Origin of the sequence: Tautonia marina, from assembly GCF_009177065.1 — a bacterium.
GTDB classification, from domain to species: Bacteria; Planctomycetota; Planctomycetia; order Isosphaerales; family Isosphaeraceae; genus Tautonia; species Tautonia marina.
The window spans coordinates 84,230-102,923 of sequence record NZ_WEZF01000002.1; the positions used below are offsets into that span (position 1 = coordinate 84,230).

Consider the following 18,694-nt stretch of genomic DNA (forward strand, 5'->3'; position numbering starts at 1 on the left):
TTCCCCTTCTCTTGCTCGATTCAGGAGTGAGCCGATGCACGATCATCCCGCACCCGATGGACTTTGCGTCCCTCGCCGAGGCTTCCTGACCGGAGTGGCGGCTCTCTCTGCGCTGGGCGCGCTGAGGGCTTCGGCTCAAGAACCGGGGGCGGCAGTCGACCCCGCCATCCTTGACGGGCCGCTCGGCATCCCCGGCCCCTACCCCGGCCGAGTGATCGAAGTCCGCAAGCCGGGCATGATTACCAACGGCGTCCGAGATCGCGCCGCCATCAAGAGTGCTCTCGATCGCGGCATGGCCGAGCTGACCGGCGCGGACGATGCCGTTTCGGCCTGGCGATCGTTCTTCGAGCCCGGCGATGTTGTCGCCATCAAGATGAATCCTGTCGGCCGTCCCCTGGCGAACAGCTCGACTGAGCTGATGCTCGAAGTCGTCGAGGGGCTCAAATCCGCCGGCGTCAAGACGCGAGACATGTTCGTCTTCGAGCGCTACCGATCGGAACTCATTGATGCCGGAATGCACGAAGGAGTTCCCGACGGCATCGCCTGGGGAGGCTTGACCTACGGCAACGACCCGTCTCAGCTTGAGATCGCCTGGCCCGATGGCGACGCGGTTTCGGGCTACGACCCCGACGAATATGTCTCCATGAACCTGATCCACAAGGATCATGATCCCAAGGACGACCGCGCCTTCCGGTCGCACCTGGGCACCCTCATCACGCGCAAGGTGAACAAGGTCGTGCTCTTGCCGGTCCTGAAGGACCACGGCTCGGCCGGCATTACCGGCGCGCTCAAGAACATGAGCCACGGTCTGGTCAACAATGTCGCCCGGTCGCACAGCTCCGCGGAAGCAAACGTCTGCAACCAGTTCATCCCCGAGGTCGTAAACCATCCGATCATTCGGAAGAAGTGCGTCCTGCAAATCATGGACGGCATCGTCGGCGTCTACCAGGGCGGCCCCTTTGCCCGAGCAGAGAATCCTCACTGGACCTGGGAGAACAACGCCCTCTTGCTCGCCACCGACCCGGTCGCCATGGACCGGATCGAATGGGATATGATCGACACCAAGCGACGCCAGATGGGTCTGGCTCCGGTCGGTGCTGTCGGCAAGCTCGGCATCGATGCTGAACGGGAAGGATTCGACATGCGGCAACCCCAACACGTCGTTCTGTGCGGCTACCTTGGTCTTGGCGAATATCGTCCGGAAAAGATCGATCACCGCGTCTTCACTGTCTGAGCCCACCGCAATTTCCCAAATCACAAAGGGCCCTGGCGAAACCGAATTCGCCAGGGCCCTTCCGCGTTCAGACGCGACTTCGAGCATCACATCTTACGGGCACGTTAGGCACGTGGGCACCACAACGGGAACCATCGAGGTGACGGTCACTGGAACCGGGCGAGCCACCACACGAGGCACACAACGCTGAACCGTGACCGGGACCTGTTCTTCCACCAGGAACGGAACTTGCCGCTCAGCCGTTTCGGCGACATAGCGGACCTGACGGACAGGAATGCGTTCGACCCGTTCCTCGGTCACATAACGGCAGGTGGTCACCGGCACGCGTTCCACACGTTCCTCGGCCACCATCCGGGTCATCTGAACCTGATACGGCTCAACCCGTTCCTCGGTCACATAGCGGCAGGTGGTCACCGGCACGCGTTCCACACGTTCCTCGGCCACCATCCGGGTCATTTGAACCTGATACGGCTCAACCCGTTCCTCGGTCACATAGCGGCAGGTGGTCACCGGCACGCGTTCCACACGCTCCTCGGCCACCATCCGAGTTGTTTGCACTGGCACCTGTCGCACGCGGGTTTCGGCCACGTAAGAGGTTTCCGAAACCGTCCGTACGACCGGGCGGGAGACAAACACCCGCCGCGAAACGGTACGGGGAGGGCACTGGACCGCCACGGTTGCAAAGGCCTTCCTCTTGTGATGAAGACACCCCAGCAACCCATGAGGACGAGAACACGGATCCACCGGAACCGGCACGCGACGCTGGACGATCGGTCCGGGGACCACCTCCATCTGCGTCTCGAACGCTCCGCATTCCTGGACCACCTCACGTTGTGTGACAACCGGTCGCATGACCCGGTACGTCTGCTCGACCATCGAGGTCTCGACGACCGGACGCATGACCGTATAGCGTCGCTCACGCTCAGCCGTTTCGATCACCGGACGCATGACCTGATAACGCCGCTCGCGTTGCTGGGTCTCGACGACCGGACGCATGACCGTATAGCGTCGCTCACGCTCAGCCGTTTCGATCACCGGACGCATGACCTGATAACGCCGCTCGCGTTGCTGGGTCTCGACGACCGGACGCATCACGGTAAACCGTCGCTCATGCTCGGCCGTCTCGTACACCGGCCGTGTCACCTGAAAGCGCCGTTCCTGCTCGACGGTTTCCACCACGGGGCGCATCACCTGGTACTGCTCGGTCCGGTAGGCCGTGCGAAACCGGGTCTGCATGACCGTGGTGGGCTGGACCTCGTAGACCGTCTCGTAAACGGTCTGCATCACCGTCTCATATCGCGGTGCCATCGCCACGACGTCAATCGTCTGAACCACGGGCGCGGCACAGATCCGATAGGAAGCGGCACCACAATACGTGGCCTTCGCCGGAGCCGTCGTCCCCAGTACGAGCAGGGCCAGCGCGGCGAGCCGCGTCAATCCCTGACTCTTTAACATGATTGTTACCTCCGAGCCGCCTGGCGGCTCTCCTCGCTGGTGCATCACTTAGTCGGCAAGACTCTGGTGCGATCGGAGAATCGGAACCATCCCTGGAGGATGTCTCCGCTCGCTCTCGACCAACGCTCCCCCGAATTCCTTCGGTACGATGCGATGATCGGATCGAACTCTCCAAGCCAATATAACATGGGCAACTTGGATCGTCGGGAGAAAACACCTCGTTCGAACCACCCCTAACCCCTACAGGCCGCACATTTTCCCCATTCTTCGGAGTGTTGCGGTCCTGTTTCGGACTCCAGGGCAGTGAAGGAAGTAATTGGCTGGGGGAGCAATCCGAAGGATCAGCCTCGGCCCAGCACCTTAGGATGGAACGCAATCCGGATGCCCGAGCTGCCTCCCCACCACACCGTCATTTCCGATCTTCATGCGGAAGAATGGGTTCAGTCGAATCCGTTGAATCGAATTGGCTCCTCAATCGATTCAACCGATCCCAGTTCGTGTCGTTCTTACAAGAACGAGCCCCGATCCATCACCTCAATGCAAATCACGCTCCTCGATCAGAGCCCAACGCGACGTCGATCGCGCCAGGATCGTTGAGCAACGCAATTCCAAGTGGACCGCACTTTTTCAAGATGTATTGAAACCCGTCTTCCAAAGCTCGATTTTCTGCTTTATACTGCGGGGTGATGACAATGCCCGCATACCAGCGATCTGCTCCGGTCTCTCCGATGAGGGAGAGCAACTTCAGAAGGGGGCGATGCGATGTCGCACGATCGGGCCACGGTTCTGTCAGTGCGTATTGAGGCGTTCGAGGATACTCGGGAAGATTCCTTGATCGAATGGTTGGAGTGCTGGGAATGCGGGAGCCGACTGCTTCTGTCTCAGCCCGATTCGGAGGAACCCCACCGCTTCCTTGGGACGTGTGGAGACTGTGGGCAATGGTATCTCATCGAGCAGCCGGAAATGGTCTCCCGACTGTTCATGATTGAACTGCCCCAACTCACGGAAACCGAACTGAACCGTCTGACCCAACCCACGCGCTCCCTCGCAGGGCCAGACCGAACGCTCCAGGCCGGGGCCTGAAGTCTTGTCAGGAACCGCGCTTTCGTCGTCCTTTTTTCCCAGGTCGCGGTGACCGCGCGCCCAGATGTTTGCTCGGGACGGATCCCCGTCGGAGCGATCGACGAGCCGGCCGACGTGACTCTGGCAGGGACTCGTCGTCGGGAACCTCCCCACTCAGGACCAGATCCAGTTCCCGGCGGTCGATATCCACCCGCCAGACTCGCACTTCCACCTTATCTCCCAGGCGGAACCGCTGACCACGACGGCGCCCGACCAGGGTATGGGTCTGCCGATCCAGATCATAGTAGTCACTGTGCAAGCTGGTCAGATGGACCAGCCCCTCGACCGGCAGTTCGACAAGCTGACAGAAGAAGCCGAAATCTTCGACCCCGATAATCACGGCGTGAAACGTCTGGCCGATCCGACTGCTGAGGTACGTCAGAAGCTTGATCCGGATCAGCTCCTGCTCGGCTGCCTCGGCCCTGCGTTCGGTTCGGCTGCAATGTTCAGCCAACGCCACCAGTTCCTCCACCGATTCTTTCGGTCGCTTCCCACAGAGCTTCGCGAGCAAGGCGCGGTGGACCTGAAGATCCGGATAACGCCGGATCGGTGAGGTGAAGTGGCAATAATCATCCAGTGCAAGCGCGTAATGCCCTGCCCGCTCCGCCGTGTATTGGGCTCGTTTCAAGCTCTTCAGCAGGCCAAAATGCACGGCATATCGTTCCGGCTGATCGGCCGAAGCGTCAAGGACACGCTGCAACTCGAAGCGGCTTTGCGGACTGTCGATCGTGTAGCCCAAACTCCTGGCGAACTCGGCAAAGTCCCGAAGTTTCTCCGGCTGAGGATCATCGTGACCGCGGCGGAGGAAATCGATCTTGCGCTCGTTCAGGAATTCGGCGACGGCTTCGTTGGCCGCGAGCATGAACTCCTCAATGACCTGGTGGCTTTCGTCATCTTTCGACAGGTGAGCCCCGATAACCTCCCCTTCATTGCCAAGCTCAACCTCAACCTCGGGCATGTTGAGTTCAAGGGCTCCTTTCGCAAATCGCCGTTTGCGCAAGATCATCGCGAGCGTGAGCATCTGGCAAAGCTGGCTATGGACCTCGGCAGCGACCCCTTCGATCGGCCGGTCCGGATTCATCATCGCCTCGTACGCCTGTTCATAGCTGAAGCGCTGATCGACCCGGATCGCCGATCGGACAAATCGCGCGTTTGTGCGAACTCCATCCTCGTTAAATTCCAGGAGCGCGCTCAACGTGTAGCGTGTCTTCCCCTGCTGAAGACTGGCGAGGCTGTTCGAAAGGATCTCGGGGAGCATCGGAACGACGCGATCGGGCAAATAAACGCTATTTCCCCGCTGCTTTGCCACCCGATCCAGCTCAGAATTTGGGGGCACGAAATGGGAAACATCCGCGATATGAACCCCGAGTTCCCAGTATCCCCGCTCATCCCGCTTCAGGGTAATCGCATCATCGAAGTCGCGGGCGGTGGCCGGATCGATGGTCACCGTCAGCACGTCCCGGAGGTCGAACCTTCCCTCAACGTCCTCCTCGTCGAAGTCTCGGGCCTTCGACCGAGCCTCGTGAAGAACCTCTTCATCAAACTCATCAGGAATATTGTAAGCCCGAAGCACCATCAAGGTATCGACACCCGGCTGGCCTCGTGGACCGAGGACCTCGGTGATCACCCCTTCCCCTTCCATCTCGGCAGAGGGGAAGCGGACCATTTCGATGACCACCTTATCTCCCGGTCGAGCCCCCTTGGCACCCGGATCTCCCACGAAGATCGGTTCCTGGAAGGTCGTCTTGTCCACCCGGACCACGCCGAAACCATCTCGCTCCTCGTAGGTCCCGACAAACACCCCAGAGGCCCGCTCGACCACCTGCAGGATCTTGCCTTGATGATTCATCCCCGGAGTCCGAGCTTTCCGGGTGATCTTGACGGCGACCTCGTCGCCGGTCGAAGCGTCGGCCGAGTCCTTGATCGGGATGAAGATATGATCGGCGCGATCCGTGGCTCCGAGCGGCCGGACAAAGCCAAACCCCTTCGAAGTGCGCCGGAAGGTTCCGATGATCGCCCCCTTCGCCCCCTTGGTTGCGGCGACGGCGGGCTTTTCCAACGTCTTGTCCTTCGCGAGAACGAGCGTCCCCCGTCGGACCAATCGTTTCGCGGCCTTACGAAACTCGGTGTATTCGTCGGGTGCGAGTTTGAACGAGCGGAAGAGGGCCTTGACCGTCATGGGTTGGTAGTCGGGACGAGAGACGGCCCCGATCACCCTCGACTCATAATCCGGGATCGACATGATCTCGCCCTTCGGGTCGCGGGATGGACCGAAGCCACGTTCCAAACGGTCCGACCACCGGCTCGAACGATGGTTCAGAACGCGTCCTCGTCGGTCGGGTCAGTTTCTGGGGGAGGCGATCCCTTGAACAAGCGATGCCCAACGCTCGGATCGAACGAGGTCCAGGTCGATCCCGCCGCCGGGTCATCCCGAATCTGTCGGCAGTACGCAAAGACCTTGGCGTCAAAATTGTCGAGGTAGTGCAAGGCAATCGCTTCAGGAGTCATCGGCGGTTTCGGACTGCCGAACTCCGGCGGCCCGTGATGGCTGACGATCATATGTTTCAGCCGCATCAGGAGTTCGTCGGGAAAGCGCTCGCCGGTCAGGTCGACCGTTTGGCGAACTTTCTCATCAAGCAATCCGATCCCCAGGACCAGATGTCCAATCAGTTGACCTTGATCCGTGTAGCCAAACGCCCGCCCATAGTCGAGTTCGAGAATCTTCCCCACATCGTGCAAGAAGATCCCCAAAATCAATAAATCTCGATTTAATGCCGGGTACAGGTCCGCAATCCGATCGGCCACTTCCATCATCGTCAAGACATGCTCCAGGAGCCCGCCTTGGTACGCATGGTGGACCCTGACCCCGGCCGGAGCACTGGTGAAGCGATGCAGGAACTGATCGTCGATCAGGAAGCACTCCGCCAGGGCCCGAAGGTGAGGATCGGACACGCCCATGAGGAGCTGACGAAGCCTTGCCGTCATCTCAGCCACTCCTCGGGAGGCCTGGGGCAGAAACTCCTCCAGGTCGAGTGACTCAGACGGGGTCGGTTCCAGTTGCCAGAGGATGAGCTGGACCGACCCTTGAAAGAGCTGGACCTTTCCCTTGGCTTTCACATAGTCGCCCGTTTCGAAACTCCGAGCCTGTTCCTCGGACGCGTTCCAGAGCCGGGCACTAATCGTTCCCGATCGGTCTCGCAGGTCGAGTTGCAGGTAGAGTTGTCCCTGACGATTCGATCGAAGCTGTTTCTCGGCGACGAGGAAGATTTCATCGACCGACTCACCGTTGGTGAGCTCTTTGACGTAGCGGCGCGTCATGGTGCGGGCAGTCGGTTGGGGCAGTGCGGCGGCGGATCGCGACGGGACAATCAGTCCCCGGTCGCGAAGCCCCTGAAGCCTGGGTCGGGGTCGACGCGATCGGAAGGCTGATTCTAGGCCCGCCGGAACCAGTGGGTCAAGCCGACCAGGTCCCGCCCCCGGAAGGAACTCCGGGGGCAGGGAACAGGCCGTGACTGATCAACGACGCCCGAGCGAATCCCGCAGGGCCTGTCGAGCAGCGAGCCGAGCCGCCAGATCAACCGGTCGGGGACGAGCCGCCCCGATCGGCGCGATCGACTCCCGGTTCGGGAATCGATTGACCGGACGCTCGAAGTTCGGGACCCGACGCAAGGCCTGGCGAAGCTCGATCGGATCGGGGGATCCGTCGGTCGGGAAGGGAGTCGGTGTGCCGGTCGGCGTATCGAACGGCGGGAACGGGAAGGGGCGATCCGGCGGGGAAGGAAGTCCCACCACACCGGCCGGTGGCAGTCCGAGGCCAGAGTCGGCCACCATCTGAGGCAGTTGCAACCTCACCCCATCCCCGTGATGGGAAGCCTGAGCAACCTCCATCGTCGCGACCGGCTCGATCACCACCCCCACGTAATAGGGCGCTCCGGTTTCGGGCAAGGCCACCGGGAGCACGGCGTCAAGCAAGACGACGTTCGGCGGATCCACCAGGTTCACGTCACCCGGCACAAAGTTCTTTGTGGGAGCCTGCGACAACGGCAAGATGTTGTCGACCGTGAAGGTTCCCAGAACGATGTCATCAGGGCTGAAGGTCGTGTCCTGCGACGCGACGACCTGCACGATCGCCGGACCTTCCACGTTCGAGGGGGCCGCGCCGTAGTTGGCAACCTTCACCTGCGGGACAATCGTGTCCCCCGGATTCATCACCGGAGGCAGACCAAGCGCGATCGCCTGCAATTGTGGCTGGTTGGGCACGATCTGGAACGTCTCGGCCTGGCGAAGCACGTTATTGGTGCGGTCAAGGTCTCGAATCAGTCGATCCGGGTCCAGTTCCAGCGTGATGAATCCGGTCTGCCCCAGGCCGGGGAACCCCATCGGTGGCATGTCGGGAAGGGTGAAGGTTCCCGTCACCTGAGCAAGTCGGTTCTGAGGAATCGCGGGAACATCAAGGGTTCCCAGCAAGACGCGATTCCGGGCCGGACCATGACCTCGGCTATTGAAGTAAACCGCAATCTCTGTGGGGCCGGCATCGGCGGTGCTTGCCGACCCTGGAAACTGGGCAAGCGGTTCGGGAATCGAACTCTGTCCGAGGTTCGAGACCTCGACCGTCACCGAAATCGGTCCTCCATAAGCCCCGACCGGCCCGGTGTAGGCGTCTGCGATCGCCAGATCCGGAATCGAAAATCCCAGGGGGGTATAGGCCAGCAATTGCCGGCCTTCAAGGCTCTCCAGCGCGACCGGGGCCGATCGCCGTCGGGTTTTCCGCTCGTTGCCCCGCCGCGGGTGTCGCTCGGTCATTGCAACCACCTCTCACTTCCCGGCGGCCGGGGGCAACACGCCCCCGTCCCTCCAAGTCGCTCGAATCTCTAGGGGGAGTCAGCCCGGACGGCGATCCAACCTGTCAAGCCAGACAGCGTCGTGCCGATTGGCCCGGAACCGACGAACATTTCTCTGCTCGTCTGTTGGTTCGTCCGATCAAGCCGGGCAACTTGGACCGAATTTTGAAACGAGGGCGGCCGAAGTTCGTTTCCTGCCAACAGGTTGCGAGGCACCGTCAACACCGAATGCCCCGATCAACCCGATTGCGACATCACCACCGATTTTACCGACACTCGCCCCCTGCCCTCATCCCCTCGGGGCGTGATCCCTCCCGATAAACGCCCCCGAGCGTCGTCAACCACATGTCGCAGCCCCCTGCCCCGATACGGGCTCCTCAGCGCCGATCGGGGCGTACTTCTTCCTCGATCAACTTGAAGAAATCATCATCTTCGAGCGGAGCGGCGTTCGACTGCGGCGCCTCGGCCACCTCGTCCAGGGGAGCGGGCTCGGGGAAGCCCTCCGGAGCCGAAGGCGCGAACGACTCAGACTTCGGCCGAGAAGGCTCCTGCTTGGGCCTCGGTCGTTTCGATTCGGAGAACCCAGCCAGTTCCATCAAGGACGTTGGCTTGCGGGTCTCTGCCTCCCGCATCGCCTCTTCCTCTTCGAGAAACTGCTGACTGTCCATGAGTGGCGCGGTCGGCTCATAGTCGATGTGGAACAGGTGATTCGCAATCGCCAGTTCGTCGTCGGGCATGATCCCCTGAACGCGATTGAGCTTCTGTCCATTAATCTTCGTGCCGTTGGTGCTTCCGAGATCGCGAACGTGCCAGGTTCCATTGATGAACGAGAGAACACAATGACGACCCGAGATGTTCTCAAAATCGAGTCGAATATCGCTCGAAGGTCGACGACCAATCGTCAACTCTTTCTTCTTCAACGGAATCGGGTCGCCACCGCCGAGGGGCTTCATCAGACCTAGAAGTTTCTCGTCATGCATCGTCTGGCTCCCGATGTCGCAGAGGCTCCAATCAGCTCTGACGATCGACGCCGTAGCGCCCTCGAATTCCCAGGCTAGCCTGCGTCCGTCAATCAAGGCAACCCTCAGGCACCCATTCTGGATGACGTGTTGAGGGTTGGATCGACAGACAATGGTCAGTACGATTTTCTACGACGAGATCGGACGGTCGGGACACACTTTTTTTCGAGGACCTTCCGAAGGCCCTCTCACCAACCTTGCAGCACCAAGAGGACCCCGGCGTGCTTCCGCGAGTGCTTGAACCCGAAGTGATGGACACCCCCGAGGAAGCTCACGACTACAACGCCATGAATCACGCCGAGGTCAATGCCCGCTTCGTGGCCGACCTCCTGACCGTTCATGGCCGCCCCGCTTCGGGAGACTGGCTCGACGTGGGGACCGGAACAGCGCTCATCCCCATCACGCTGTGTCAACAGACGAGCGATTGCCGGATTCTCGGCACCGACCTCGCAGAACAGATGCTCTTGCTCGGGCAGCAGAATGTCAACGACGCGGGACTGGGTCAACGCATCCGACTCGACCGGGTCGATGCCAAGGCCATGCCCTACCCCGACCAGTCCTTCGAGGTGGTCCTCAGTAACTCGATTATCCACCATATCCCGAACCCTTTGGCCGTCATGAGCGAGATGGTCCGACTCGTCGCCCCTGGGGGCACGCTCTTCGTCCGAGATCTCGCTCGACCGAACAGCCGGGACGAGCTTGACCACCTGGTCCAGGTCTACGCCGGCCAGGAACCCGAACGGGCTCGGGCCATGTTTCGAGACTCCCTCCACGCCTCGCTGGCACTCGACGAAGTCCGAGAGATGGTCGCCTCACTGGGCTTGCCCCGCGACGGAGTTCAAATGTCCTCCGATCGCCACTGGACCTGGACCTGGCGGCGGCCGATCCGATAACAAGTCCCACCGCCTGGAGTTGCCCCGTCATGGCTTCGATCCCCGTGCCTGTCTTCCCGACCCCCGACGACCTGACCCTCCCCTGCCCTGGGGGCTCGAACCTCAAAGCCTGGCACTGGCGCAGCCCACAACCCCGAGCCATCCTGCTGATCTCCCACGGCCTGGGTGAACATGCCGGTCTCTACCGAGCATTGGCCGAGTATCTTGTGGCCACGCTGGACATCGATGTCCTCGGCGTCGACTTTCAAGGGCATGGCCGAAGCCCCGGCCGTCGTGGACATCTCGCTCGATATGAGCAGCTGATCGACAACCTGGAGTCAGCGATCCTCTGGGCGAAACGCGTGCGCCCCGGCCTTCCTCGATTTCTCCTCGGTCACTCCAACGGGGGCGTGGTCGCCGCCCAGACCGTCCTGCGTCTCCCTCTCGCGGTCGATGGGCTCATCCTCTCCAACCCCGCGATTCAATTGAAATATCAGCCCCCCTGGCACAAGCTCGCCGTTGGCCACACCCTGCGACTGCTCGCCCCCTGGATCACGATCAACGGTGCGTTACCTATCGAGGACCTCTCCCGAGACCCCCTTCAGCAACTTCAACTCGCTTCCGATCGTCTCATCCATACCCGAGTCGGCGCCCCGCTGTTCTTCGGTATGCTCAACGCCGGTCAGAATACGCTGGAACGGGCCTCGGAGTTCCAACTACCGTTGCTCCTCATCCTCGGCCCCGACGATCCGATCATCGATCCCGACACCGGACGTGCGTTCTACGACCGCTATGGCGGATCCGAAAAGACGTTGCTTGCCCCTCCGGGATTTCGCCACGATCCGCTGTTCGAGAAAGATCGGGGGCTGATCTACCAGGGGCTCGCCAGTTGGATCTTGACACGATGTTTAGCCCCCCGACCGTTCAACGACACGCCCGACCTCGCCGACTCATCGACTCGATCCTGAACCTGCCGATCGGGCGATTCTGGGTACGATAAAGCGGTGCGGCCCGCGCAAGCTGCCGTTCGGAAATTGGTAGTATTCCGCCGCTCCGGTCTCCGGATGGATCAGAAAACCCGGCTCCTCCCGAACGACAATCCGAGCCCGTCGATCCGGGCCGTTCTTGGCATGGTCGATCGTCCAGGCTCGCGCGGCTTCACCCCCATGAGAGATGATCAGCGTCCGGCCCGCCAGGCGTTCCGGATCAGTCAGAGGCCCCTCGGTTTCGAACCATCCCGGCCCCTCCGGACCGGACGATCGCACGACCGCCCGAATTCTCCCCTCGACGCGTTGTTGCTCGGCTCGATGCCCCTCGTATTCCGCGAACGTGCCGCCCACCAGGGTCACGCCCTCGGAGCGCACCCGGACGAGCAATCCGTCCGTGTTCAAGACCTTACCGTCCGTCAATCGAATCGATCGCGCCGACCCGGGACTTGTGTTGAACAGAAGGTACTCAAGGCCCGTGACCGTCTCCAGCACGAGCAGGATCGTGCCTTCAGGCGATTCCACCCGCCCCACCCGCCGGATTCCCGAATGCTCCGCAGGTTCGTAAAGGGTCACGAACGACGACTTCAGTTCCTCCTCATCACTCGACGATTTCCGAAGGATCAAGACTCCCCGGTCCTCTTCTGAGCGATCCGGAGCAAGCCCGGTGTAGAGGGCCGCTGTACCGGTGTTGAGCAGATGCAATCGGACCAGGGGGCCCGATGGCCCGTGCAACTCGGCGAGCGTGGGGCCCTCGACCCGCCCCTGCTGAAGCGCTGAAAACGCTCCAAAGGCCTGGAGAAACCAACGTCCATCTTCCACCCTGGCATCAGGGACATAGACAATCGAGGCTGGAAGCAAGGTCTTTGGTCCCGGTTCGAGTGGTTGGAGCGTCCGCCACCGTGCCGACGAATTCGGAGGCGCATGAAAAATCGCATCATGCTGATGGCCCCCGTGGACCTCAAACACGCCGACCGCGAACCGAACATGCTCGTCGTGAACCACCGCCAGGGTATGCCGGTATCGGGAACTGCTCGACGGATAGGCCCTTCGGTCACTCATCGTGACCACTTGCAGGTCCGGTTCCGCCGCAAAAAACAGGATGTCGCTGCCGGGAACGGGAATTCTCGCTTCGGCCGGTGATTCTCGCTGGTTCAAGCCGTCGACGATCACCAGATTGTGCGCCGCCGAGGACCGTTCCCAGCCACTCGGCGTGGGTCCGTAGTCGTCCAGGTCGCCGAGGACGGTCTGCCCGCCGAAGGCCAGGCGAAGCCCGAGGCGATCATAGCGCGCCTCGCCGTAATCGGCGAAGCCTCGAAGCTCCAGATCAATGGCCGACTCTCCCTCCCCTGCCGAAAGCCTCGCCAGTCCCGCCCCTCCCAGCAAGGTCGGCGCGCGTGTAGGCTCTCGAAGCGGGGTCGCGGGCCACGAAACTTGCTGAACCTGTTCCACGTTCGGGTCCAGAAGTGCCGCGTCGCCGGCCTTCCTTGCCAGCGGAATGACGGCCGCCAGGGAGGCTCCGGGGCGATCGTCATCCCGAGCCGCCGCCAGGTCGATCGGCTCCGCTCCAATCGCACCATCGAGGCTCCCCACCGCCTCTGGTACTCCGACAGAACCCAGTTCCGGAACCAATCCCTGAAACCAGCCATCAATCAAGCCGACCACACGACAGTGTGCCTCCGGATCGGCCGATTTCCAGTGCCCATCGTGATAAAACCCCCGCCGAGCCAGTGCGTCAAGTGTCCGAAGACCCGCCTCCTTCAAGGCCGAGTCTTCCAGTAAGTGCCCGACGGCAAGCAACCCTCTCGCCGCGTAAATGGACTGCTCGTCGTGCGGGTCGGGATGCCCAAGAAGAAACTGCGCTGAGGCGCGCAGGAGATCCTCCTCAATCGCCCGACCCGGGTCCGGTTCGTCCAGCAAGGTGCCCGCCTCGTCGATCGCCGGGTCGTCTCGAAGAATCGCATAAGCGATCACCAGATTCATCGGAACATTCAGCGCCCCGGATCGGTCCCACTTCGCAGATCGGAACCCCTCTCGGTAGGGTGGTTTGAGGTTTGCGGGCTGGAAATATTTCGGTTGGCTCGGATGATCGAAGTGGACCGCGTACTCCGGGTACACCTGGGCAAATCGCAGCAAGATCACCGCGGCCAGGGTGACCATCTTCGGATCACGTTCGTCAGGCAAGGCATCGCGGTGCCGAACCGCCGCATACAGCGCGAACCGTGCCAGAAAGGTCCGGGCCAGATCGTCTCGCTTGGCATCCAGGTAAATCCGTTCCTGCGGATAGCGGGCCTTCGTTGCTTCGACGAGGTGATACGGATACTGGTGCGTCACACCATGCAGCACCTCAACCGCCTGCGACGGAACCGCGTTGTTCACCTTCGCCGGAATCGCATCGTTCGGAAATGTCGCCTCACAGGTCCGGCAGGTCAGTGCTTCCGGCGATTGGACCGACCAGGAGAAGGTCTCCCCCGTCTCAACGGCATCACACGAGGGACAGCGGACGTAATACAATCCCGCCTGCTTGGGGACCAGGTCGGCCACCGCCTTGGGTTCGAGCGCCAGCAGCGCTTCCACGTCCGGATCGGCCCAGAACTCATCTTGCCAGGCCGTCGGCAACGCGAAAAAGGCGAAGGGATCGTGTTTGGGAATCGAGGGGGCCGACTGCCCCTGGCAAATCCCCGGAAGAATCAGACCGGTCAACACGACCAAGCCCCGAACCGACCGAGCGGAGATCGAATTCGGGCCACGACGCTGCGGAGGCTGGAAGGTCATGGAGCGGGATCCTTCCCAGATGTTGAGGGGATCAAACCGTCCGGGTTGAGCAACCTCAGGCAGCGACGCATCGCCGGACGGTCTCCGGGCAGTCCGTCCTGAACTGCCCGGCAATCAGATTTAGTTCGAAACGATTATGCCGATCAGGCCACAGGGATCAATTCCGCATCGAGACGGCCCTCGATGAGTTCGTACAGCCGGACGGGTCCAACCTTTTCCCCCGGACCGAGTTTGACCTTCGCTTGACGGTCCCTGGCCCGTTCGAGCTGTCCCTCGGAATGGATCGAACAGTAAACCCCGTAGTTTCTCAGCTCCTTTTGAGTTCCGTCGGTCCAGGGCGCGGCGACCTTGTGGATGGCGGGCCGATCACAGCCCTCAACATTGCAAACAGGCGTATAGTGATAAAACAGACTCGGATGGCTCATCGGTCTGGTCCTCGTTCGGACGAGCCGTTTGCCGCGATGCGTGTCGGTCCTCCGATTGGGCCGAGAACCACGCGGCGACGGGGGGCATGAACAGACGTGGCAGCAACTGCGGAACCCCGTCATCATCAATTGTAGAACGACTCGACCAATCTCCCAAGTTCAACCTGACCGCGAATCGGGTGCCGAAGATCATTTGATTCAGGAGGCGACCTCATGGATGGTCTGTGGATGACCCCGTTCCTCTGGTGTCTTGGACTGACCATTCCGGCTCAGATCGGCCAGGTCGATCCTCCGCCAGCGATCTCGACCGAGGGGGTTCCGCCCATCTCCAAGGCCCTCGAGCGCTCGCTGGCGCCGTACCGGACCGTTCCCGGCTTTGGCTTCGGAGGATGGCTTGGCGACCGTCGGGAACTGCTCATTCGAGCCGGAGCCGCCCCCTCGGGGCAGGTCTTCAGCGTCGTCACTCCGGGAGCGGCCCCTCGGCAACTTTCACGGCTTTCGGCGCGATTGCTCGGAGTTGAGCCTCGGCCTGGGCGCAATCAGTTCGTCCTACTTTACGACACCGAAGGGAATGAATCCGTTCAACTCGCGCTGAGCGACACCCGAACGGGCCTGCGTGGCCGTCTGACCGACGGTCACTCCCATCACGCCGACCCCCGATGGAGCCGGGACGGTCAGACCCTTGCCCTGACCAGCGACGCACGCAACGGCCGCGATTTCGACGTGTACCTGATTCGACCCGATGACCCCGACCCGTCACCCTCCCTTCTGGCCAAAGCCGAAGGACTGGTCACCGTCGAAGACTGGTCTCCCGACGACCGCGCTCTGCTTGTGGTCGAGGTCAACGCCGGCCAGAACGTTCGGGTGCGAACAATTGACGTGGAAACGGGAGCCTCAACCGTCCTTGTTCCCGGCCCCGGCACCTCTGGCGTCCATAGCCCGGCCTCCCCTCGGTGGTCCGCCGATGGTCAGTCGATCTTCCTAACCCTCTACGACGGTGGTGAATTCCGACGCCTTGCCCGGCTCGACCTCGCCTCCAACCGCCTCACAATTCTCTCGAACACGATCGAGACGGACGTCGAGTCCTTCGCCGTGGCCGACGACGGGAAAACGCTCGCCGTCACGGTCCATGACGATGGGTATTCCTCGCTCCGGATTCTTGACGCCGAAAGCGGCCGAGAGCTGTCTCGTCCCGACCTCCCCGGCGGCCAGATCGACAGCCTAAGCTTTCGTCCCGGTTCCACCGAGGTCGCCTTTAACCTCGAAACCACCCGAGAGCCGTCTCAGGTCTACTCCGTAATCGTGCCCACGGGGGTAGTCGTTCGATGGACGCGGAGCCTGCCCGGGAGCACAGGCGTTCGCCTCCCCGACCCTCCAGAACGCATTCGCTATCCGTCGTTCGATGGTCGTGAGATTCCGGCCTTCGTCTATCACCCCGATCCCCGCCGATTTCCCGGTCCTCGACCGGTTCTCATCGACCTGCACGGCGGTCCGCAGGCCCAGGCCCGCCCCTCGTTCCTCGGCCCCGACGCCTACATCGTGACCGAACTGGGCATCGCCCTGGTGGTTCCGAATGTCCGGGGCTCGAGCGGTTACGGCATCTCGTACTTACAGCTCGACGACCGCGACCATCGTGAAGATGCCGTCCGAGATGTCGGTGCCCTGCTCGACTGGATCGCCCGACAGCCCGAGTACGACCCGAACCGACTCATCGTCCGGGGAGGCTCGTATGGCGGTTATCTCGTGCTTGCCTCGCTGGCCCGGTTCGGCGACCAGATCACCGCGGGCATCAACCTCGCCGGCATCTCAGACTTCGAAACCTTCATGGCCGATCAGCCGGCGCTGCGGCTCGAACTCCTTCGACTCGAATTCGGCGACGAACGCGACCCGAACACCCAGACCTTTTTTCGAACCATTTCCCCGCTCCGTCGCGCCGACCAGATCACCAGCCCCCTGCTCGTCGTTCAAGGGCGGAACGATCCGCGCGTTCCGGTCGCCGAGGCCCGACAGATCGTCGATGCTGTTCGCCGTAACGGCGTCCCGGTCTGGTACGTCCTCGCCGAGAACGAGGGGCACGGCTATTCCCGCGCCGAGAACCTCGAATACCTTCGGGCCGTCGAAGCAACGTTTCTGGTCGAGCATCTTCGCAAGACCCGTTTGCCACCCGACGACGCCGAACCCTCAGCCCCCTGATCGTCGCGCGAGCCGGGTGTTTTCCGGGAAGGGCACGTACTCGAAGACCAGGAACCGCTCTTCCCGACCCATCCCGTGATCGATGATCCCGCCGTTGACCGTGTACGAACGCACGTCTCGAAGCTGGAAGTGAAGACTCATGACGTCCAGCCAGGCCGCCAGGCCCAGGTCGAAGCGGGGGTCGTCGTTGTAGATCACAATCCGAAGCGGGTGATCCTCGGACACACGATCAAGCCTCGGTCGCGCCGTGTCCCGATCCGCCGGCAAGGCAATCGCCTGGTTCGCCAGGTACAGTTCCAGCCGACCGAGCCGCCAGTATGTGCCGTCAAACGTCGTTCCCCGCATTGCCCTGCTACAACCGACCTCCGCCCCTCGGGCCACTTCGGGCCAGAACCATCGAGCGAAATCGCGGGTTCGCTGATCCTCTCGCGTCCGATACGGCATGACCAGATCCGTCGTGAACAATCCTGCCCCGATCAGGACCAGACCCACCAGGACTTGCTTAATCCGTCGATCACGGCCACCTTCCAACACGGTTCGGTTCAGGATGCTTGCGGCCCCGGCCCCGATCAACAGACAAAGGCTCGGCGCGAGGTGCTGCATCGTCCGGGCCGACCCACCATACGGATATCGCCCCAACATCGCCGCCAGGAAGGTCATTCCCATCGGGGCCAGCAAGACCGCCACGAGCCCTCGATTCCCCCCCCTCCAGAGGGCGATCACGCCCGCGACCGCCAGTACTGTCGAAACCAGGCTCGCCCCGTTCTCCCCTCCGATCGGATAGCCGAAGGACTCCCCCACATGGGTCATCAGCAACCATTGCGGCAATCGAAGCGGTTCGTCGAACGGTGGAAAGGCCGCCGCCCAGTATCCTTCTCGATAGGTTGAGGAAACCGCGTCGCTCTGCTCTCCCGTGCTCAGCGTATAAACCGCCAGAAACGCCAGGCCGACCACTCCCAGATAGACCGCCCAGAGCCTTAGCAGTTTCCAATCCGGTCGTTTCACGGCCCAAGCCCAGAGAGTCGGCACCATTGCCACGCCGATCCCCCCTGCCACGAACGTCGCCGGATGCGAGCAGATCATTGCCACCGGAGCCAGCAGGACCAGAAGCCAGAGACTCCCGGTCCGCTCCGGTTGCCTGAGCCAGACAATCGCCGGGAGTAGCAGAACGATCGCCGCGAGCAGGTCGAAAGCATACGGCTTGACCTCCACCGCATGACGAATCGGCGCGTACGACACCGCAAACACCGCAACCGCCAGCAACGCCGCCACCGGATTGAACGCCCGCCTCGCCAGCCAGGCAAAGCCAGGAACCGCGACGATTCCGCAGACCGCCGGAGCCAGTCTGAGCGACCACTCCGAAGGACCAAGCAGGACCACCACCAGGCGTTCGACCCACAGGAACCCAATCGGCGCAACTTGAGCGAAGGCTAGGGGTTCCATCAACTCCCCAAACCCTCGTCCCAGCAAGTTCACCGCAACCATCGCCTCGTCGCCCCACAACGGACGATCCGCCAGAGAGCGGACCAACCGAATCAGGACGCCGAAGACCACGAATCCCACCAGCGCACAATTGATCAAGAGGATTCGATCGTGTGGCTCCACCGGTTCGGCCGCAACCGGCTCAACGGCCCCGAAGTCTCGGCTCGGCCGGAACCGACGAGTCCGCCGGACTCCTTCGGCAGACGTCTCCACCGTGTTGCCTCCGGTCCGCAGAAGTTCACCCCCCAGTCCGTTTCCGGGGCGTTTGCCAAGGGCTCAAACGGTTCTTT

12 protein-coding genes are annotated in these 18,694 nt (G+C 62.0%); 4 read left to right on the forward strand and 8 right to left on the reverse strand.

Translation table 11 applies throughout. The features are described 5' to 3' along the window. Positions 1–34: 34 nt before the first annotated feature. Complete coding sequence (locus GA615_RS02855) at positions 35–1,234, forward strand: DUF362 domain-containing protein (RefSeq protein ID WP_152049760.1); 1,200 nt, start codon at positions 35–37, stop codon at positions 1,232–1,234. Positions 1,235–1,327: 93 nt separating this feature from the next. On the opposite strand, the gene GA615_RS02860 is transcribed toward GA615_RS02855, so the two are convergent. The 5 genes from GA615_RS02860 to GA615_RS02880 form a co-directional block, all read right to left on the reverse strand. Continuing rightward, the gene (locus GA615_RS02860; RefSeq protein ID WP_152049761.1) at positions 1,328–2,689 is read right to left on the reverse strand and encodes a hypothetical protein; all 1,362 of its coding nucleotides are present in this window, start codon (positions 2,687–2,689) and stop codon (positions 1,328–1,330) included. 1,090 nt (positions 2,690–3,779) lie between these two features. After that, positions 3,780–6,053, reverse strand: a complete 2,274-nt coding sequence (rnr, locus tag GA615_RS02865) for a ribonuclease R (RefSeq protein ID WP_152049762.1) — start codon at positions 6,051–6,053, stop codon at positions 3,780–3,782. Between the two features lie 74 nt (positions 6,054–6,127). Then, a complete protein-coding gene (locus GA615_RS02870; protein ID WP_152049763.1) occupies positions 6,128–7,129 on the reverse strand; it encodes a 3'-5' exoribonuclease YhaM family protein in 1,002 nt (333 codons plus the stop codon). A 198-nt stretch (positions 7,130–7,327) separates the two neighbouring features. Further along, the gene (locus GA615_RS02875; RefSeq protein ID WP_152049764.1) at positions 7,328–8,614 is read right to left on the reverse strand and encodes a hypothetical protein; all 1,287 of its coding nucleotides are present in this window, start codon (positions 8,612–8,614) and stop codon (positions 7,328–7,330) included. Positions 8,615–9,029: 415 nt separating this feature from the next. Next, on the reverse strand, positions 9,030–9,632 hold the full coding sequence (locus GA615_RS02880) for an FHA domain-containing protein (RefSeq protein ID WP_152049765.1): 603 nt from the start codon (positions 9,630–9,632) through the stop codon (positions 9,030–9,032). A 260-nt stretch (positions 9,633–9,892) separates the two neighbouring features. On the opposite strand from GA615_RS02880, the gene GA615_RS02885 reads away from it, so the two are divergent. Both GA615_RS02885 and GA615_RS02890 read left to right on the forward strand, forming a co-directional pair. Then, positions 9,893–10,564: a class I SAM-dependent methyltransferase gene (locus GA615_RS02885; protein ID WP_201750093.1), complete on the forward strand. Its 672-nt coding sequence runs from the start codon at positions 9,893–9,895 to the stop codon at positions 10,562–10,564. Positions 10,565–10,593: 29 nt separating this feature from the next. Next, positions 10,594–11,511 (forward strand): alpha/beta hydrolase, encoded by a 918-nt coding sequence (locus tag GA615_RS02890; RefSeq protein WP_152049766.1) that lies wholly within the window; start codon positions 10,594–10,596, stop codon positions 11,509–11,511. Here the strand turns inward: GA615_RS02890 and GA615_RS02895 are convergent. Both GA615_RS02895 and GA615_RS02900 read right to left on the reverse strand, forming a co-directional pair. Beyond that, positions 11,494–14,304, reverse strand: a complete 2,811-nt coding sequence (locus GA615_RS02895) for a heparinase II/III family protein (RefSeq protein WP_152049767.1) — start codon at positions 14,302–14,304, stop codon at positions 11,494–11,496. The two genes, GA615_RS02890 and GA615_RS02895, sit on opposite strands and share 18 nt — an antisense overlap. Before the next feature lie 143 nt (positions 14,305–14,447). After that, positions 14,448–14,729, reverse strand: coding sequence for a hypothetical protein (locus tag GA615_RS02900; protein ID WP_152049768.1), 282 nt, complete (start codon positions 14,727–14,729; stop codon positions 14,448–14,450). 213 nt (positions 14,730–14,942) lie between these two features. Between GA615_RS02900 and GA615_RS02905 the strand changes: the two genes are divergently transcribed. Next, positions 14,943–16,922 (forward strand): S9 family peptidase, encoded by a 1,980-nt coding sequence (locus tag GA615_RS02905; protein ID WP_152049769.1) that lies wholly within the window; start codon positions 14,943–14,945, stop codon positions 16,920–16,922. On the opposite strand, the gene GA615_RS02910 is transcribed toward GA615_RS02905, so the two are convergent. Beyond that, complete coding sequence (locus tag GA615_RS02910; RefSeq protein WP_152049770.1) at positions 16,911–18,617, reverse strand: glycosyltransferase family 39 protein; 1,707 nt, start codon at positions 18,615–18,617, stop codon at positions 16,911–16,913. The two genes, GA615_RS02905 and GA615_RS02910, sit on opposite strands and share 12 nt — an antisense overlap. Positions 18,618–18,694: the final 77 nt, after the last annotated feature.

Coding starts and splice junctions, on each gene's coding strand:
- GA615_RS02900 (WP_152049768.1), bottom strand. CDS start 14,729: ATGAGCCATCCGAGTCTGTTTTATCACTATACGCCTGTTTGCAATGTT.
- GA615_RS02905 (WP_152049769.1), top strand. CDS start 14,943: ATGGATGGTCTGTGGATGACCCCGTTCCTCTGGTGTCTTGGACTGACC.
- GA615_RS02895 (WP_152049767.1), bottom strand. CDS start 14,304: ATGACCTTCCAGCCTCCGCAGCGTCGTGGCCCGAATTCGATCTCCGCT.
- rnr (WP_152049762.1), bottom strand. CDS start 6,053: ATGTCGATCCCGGATTATGAGTCGAGGGTGATCGGGGCCGTCTCTCGT.
- GA615_RS02855 (WP_152049760.1), top strand. CDS start 35: ATGCACGATCATCCCGCACCCGATGGACTTTGCGTCCCTCGCCGAGGC.
- GA615_RS02870 (WP_152049763.1), bottom strand. CDS start 7,129: ATGACGCGCCGCTACGTCAAAGAGCTCACCAACGGTGAGTCGGTCGAT.
- GA615_RS02890 (WP_152049766.1), top strand. CDS start 10,594: ATGGCTTCGATCCCCGTGCCTGTCTTCCCGACCCCCGACGACCTGACC.
- GA615_RS02860 (WP_152049761.1), bottom strand. CDS start 2,689: ATGTTAAAGAGTCAGGGATTGACGCGGCTCGCCGCGCTGGCCCTGCTC.
- GA615_RS02875 (WP_152049764.1), bottom strand. CDS start 8,614: ATGACCGAGCGACACCCGCGGCGGGGCAACGAGCGGAAAACCCGACGG.
- GA615_RS02880 (WP_152049765.1), bottom strand. CDS start 9,632: ATGCATGACGAGAAACTTCTAGGTCTGATGAAGCCCCTCGGCGGTGGC.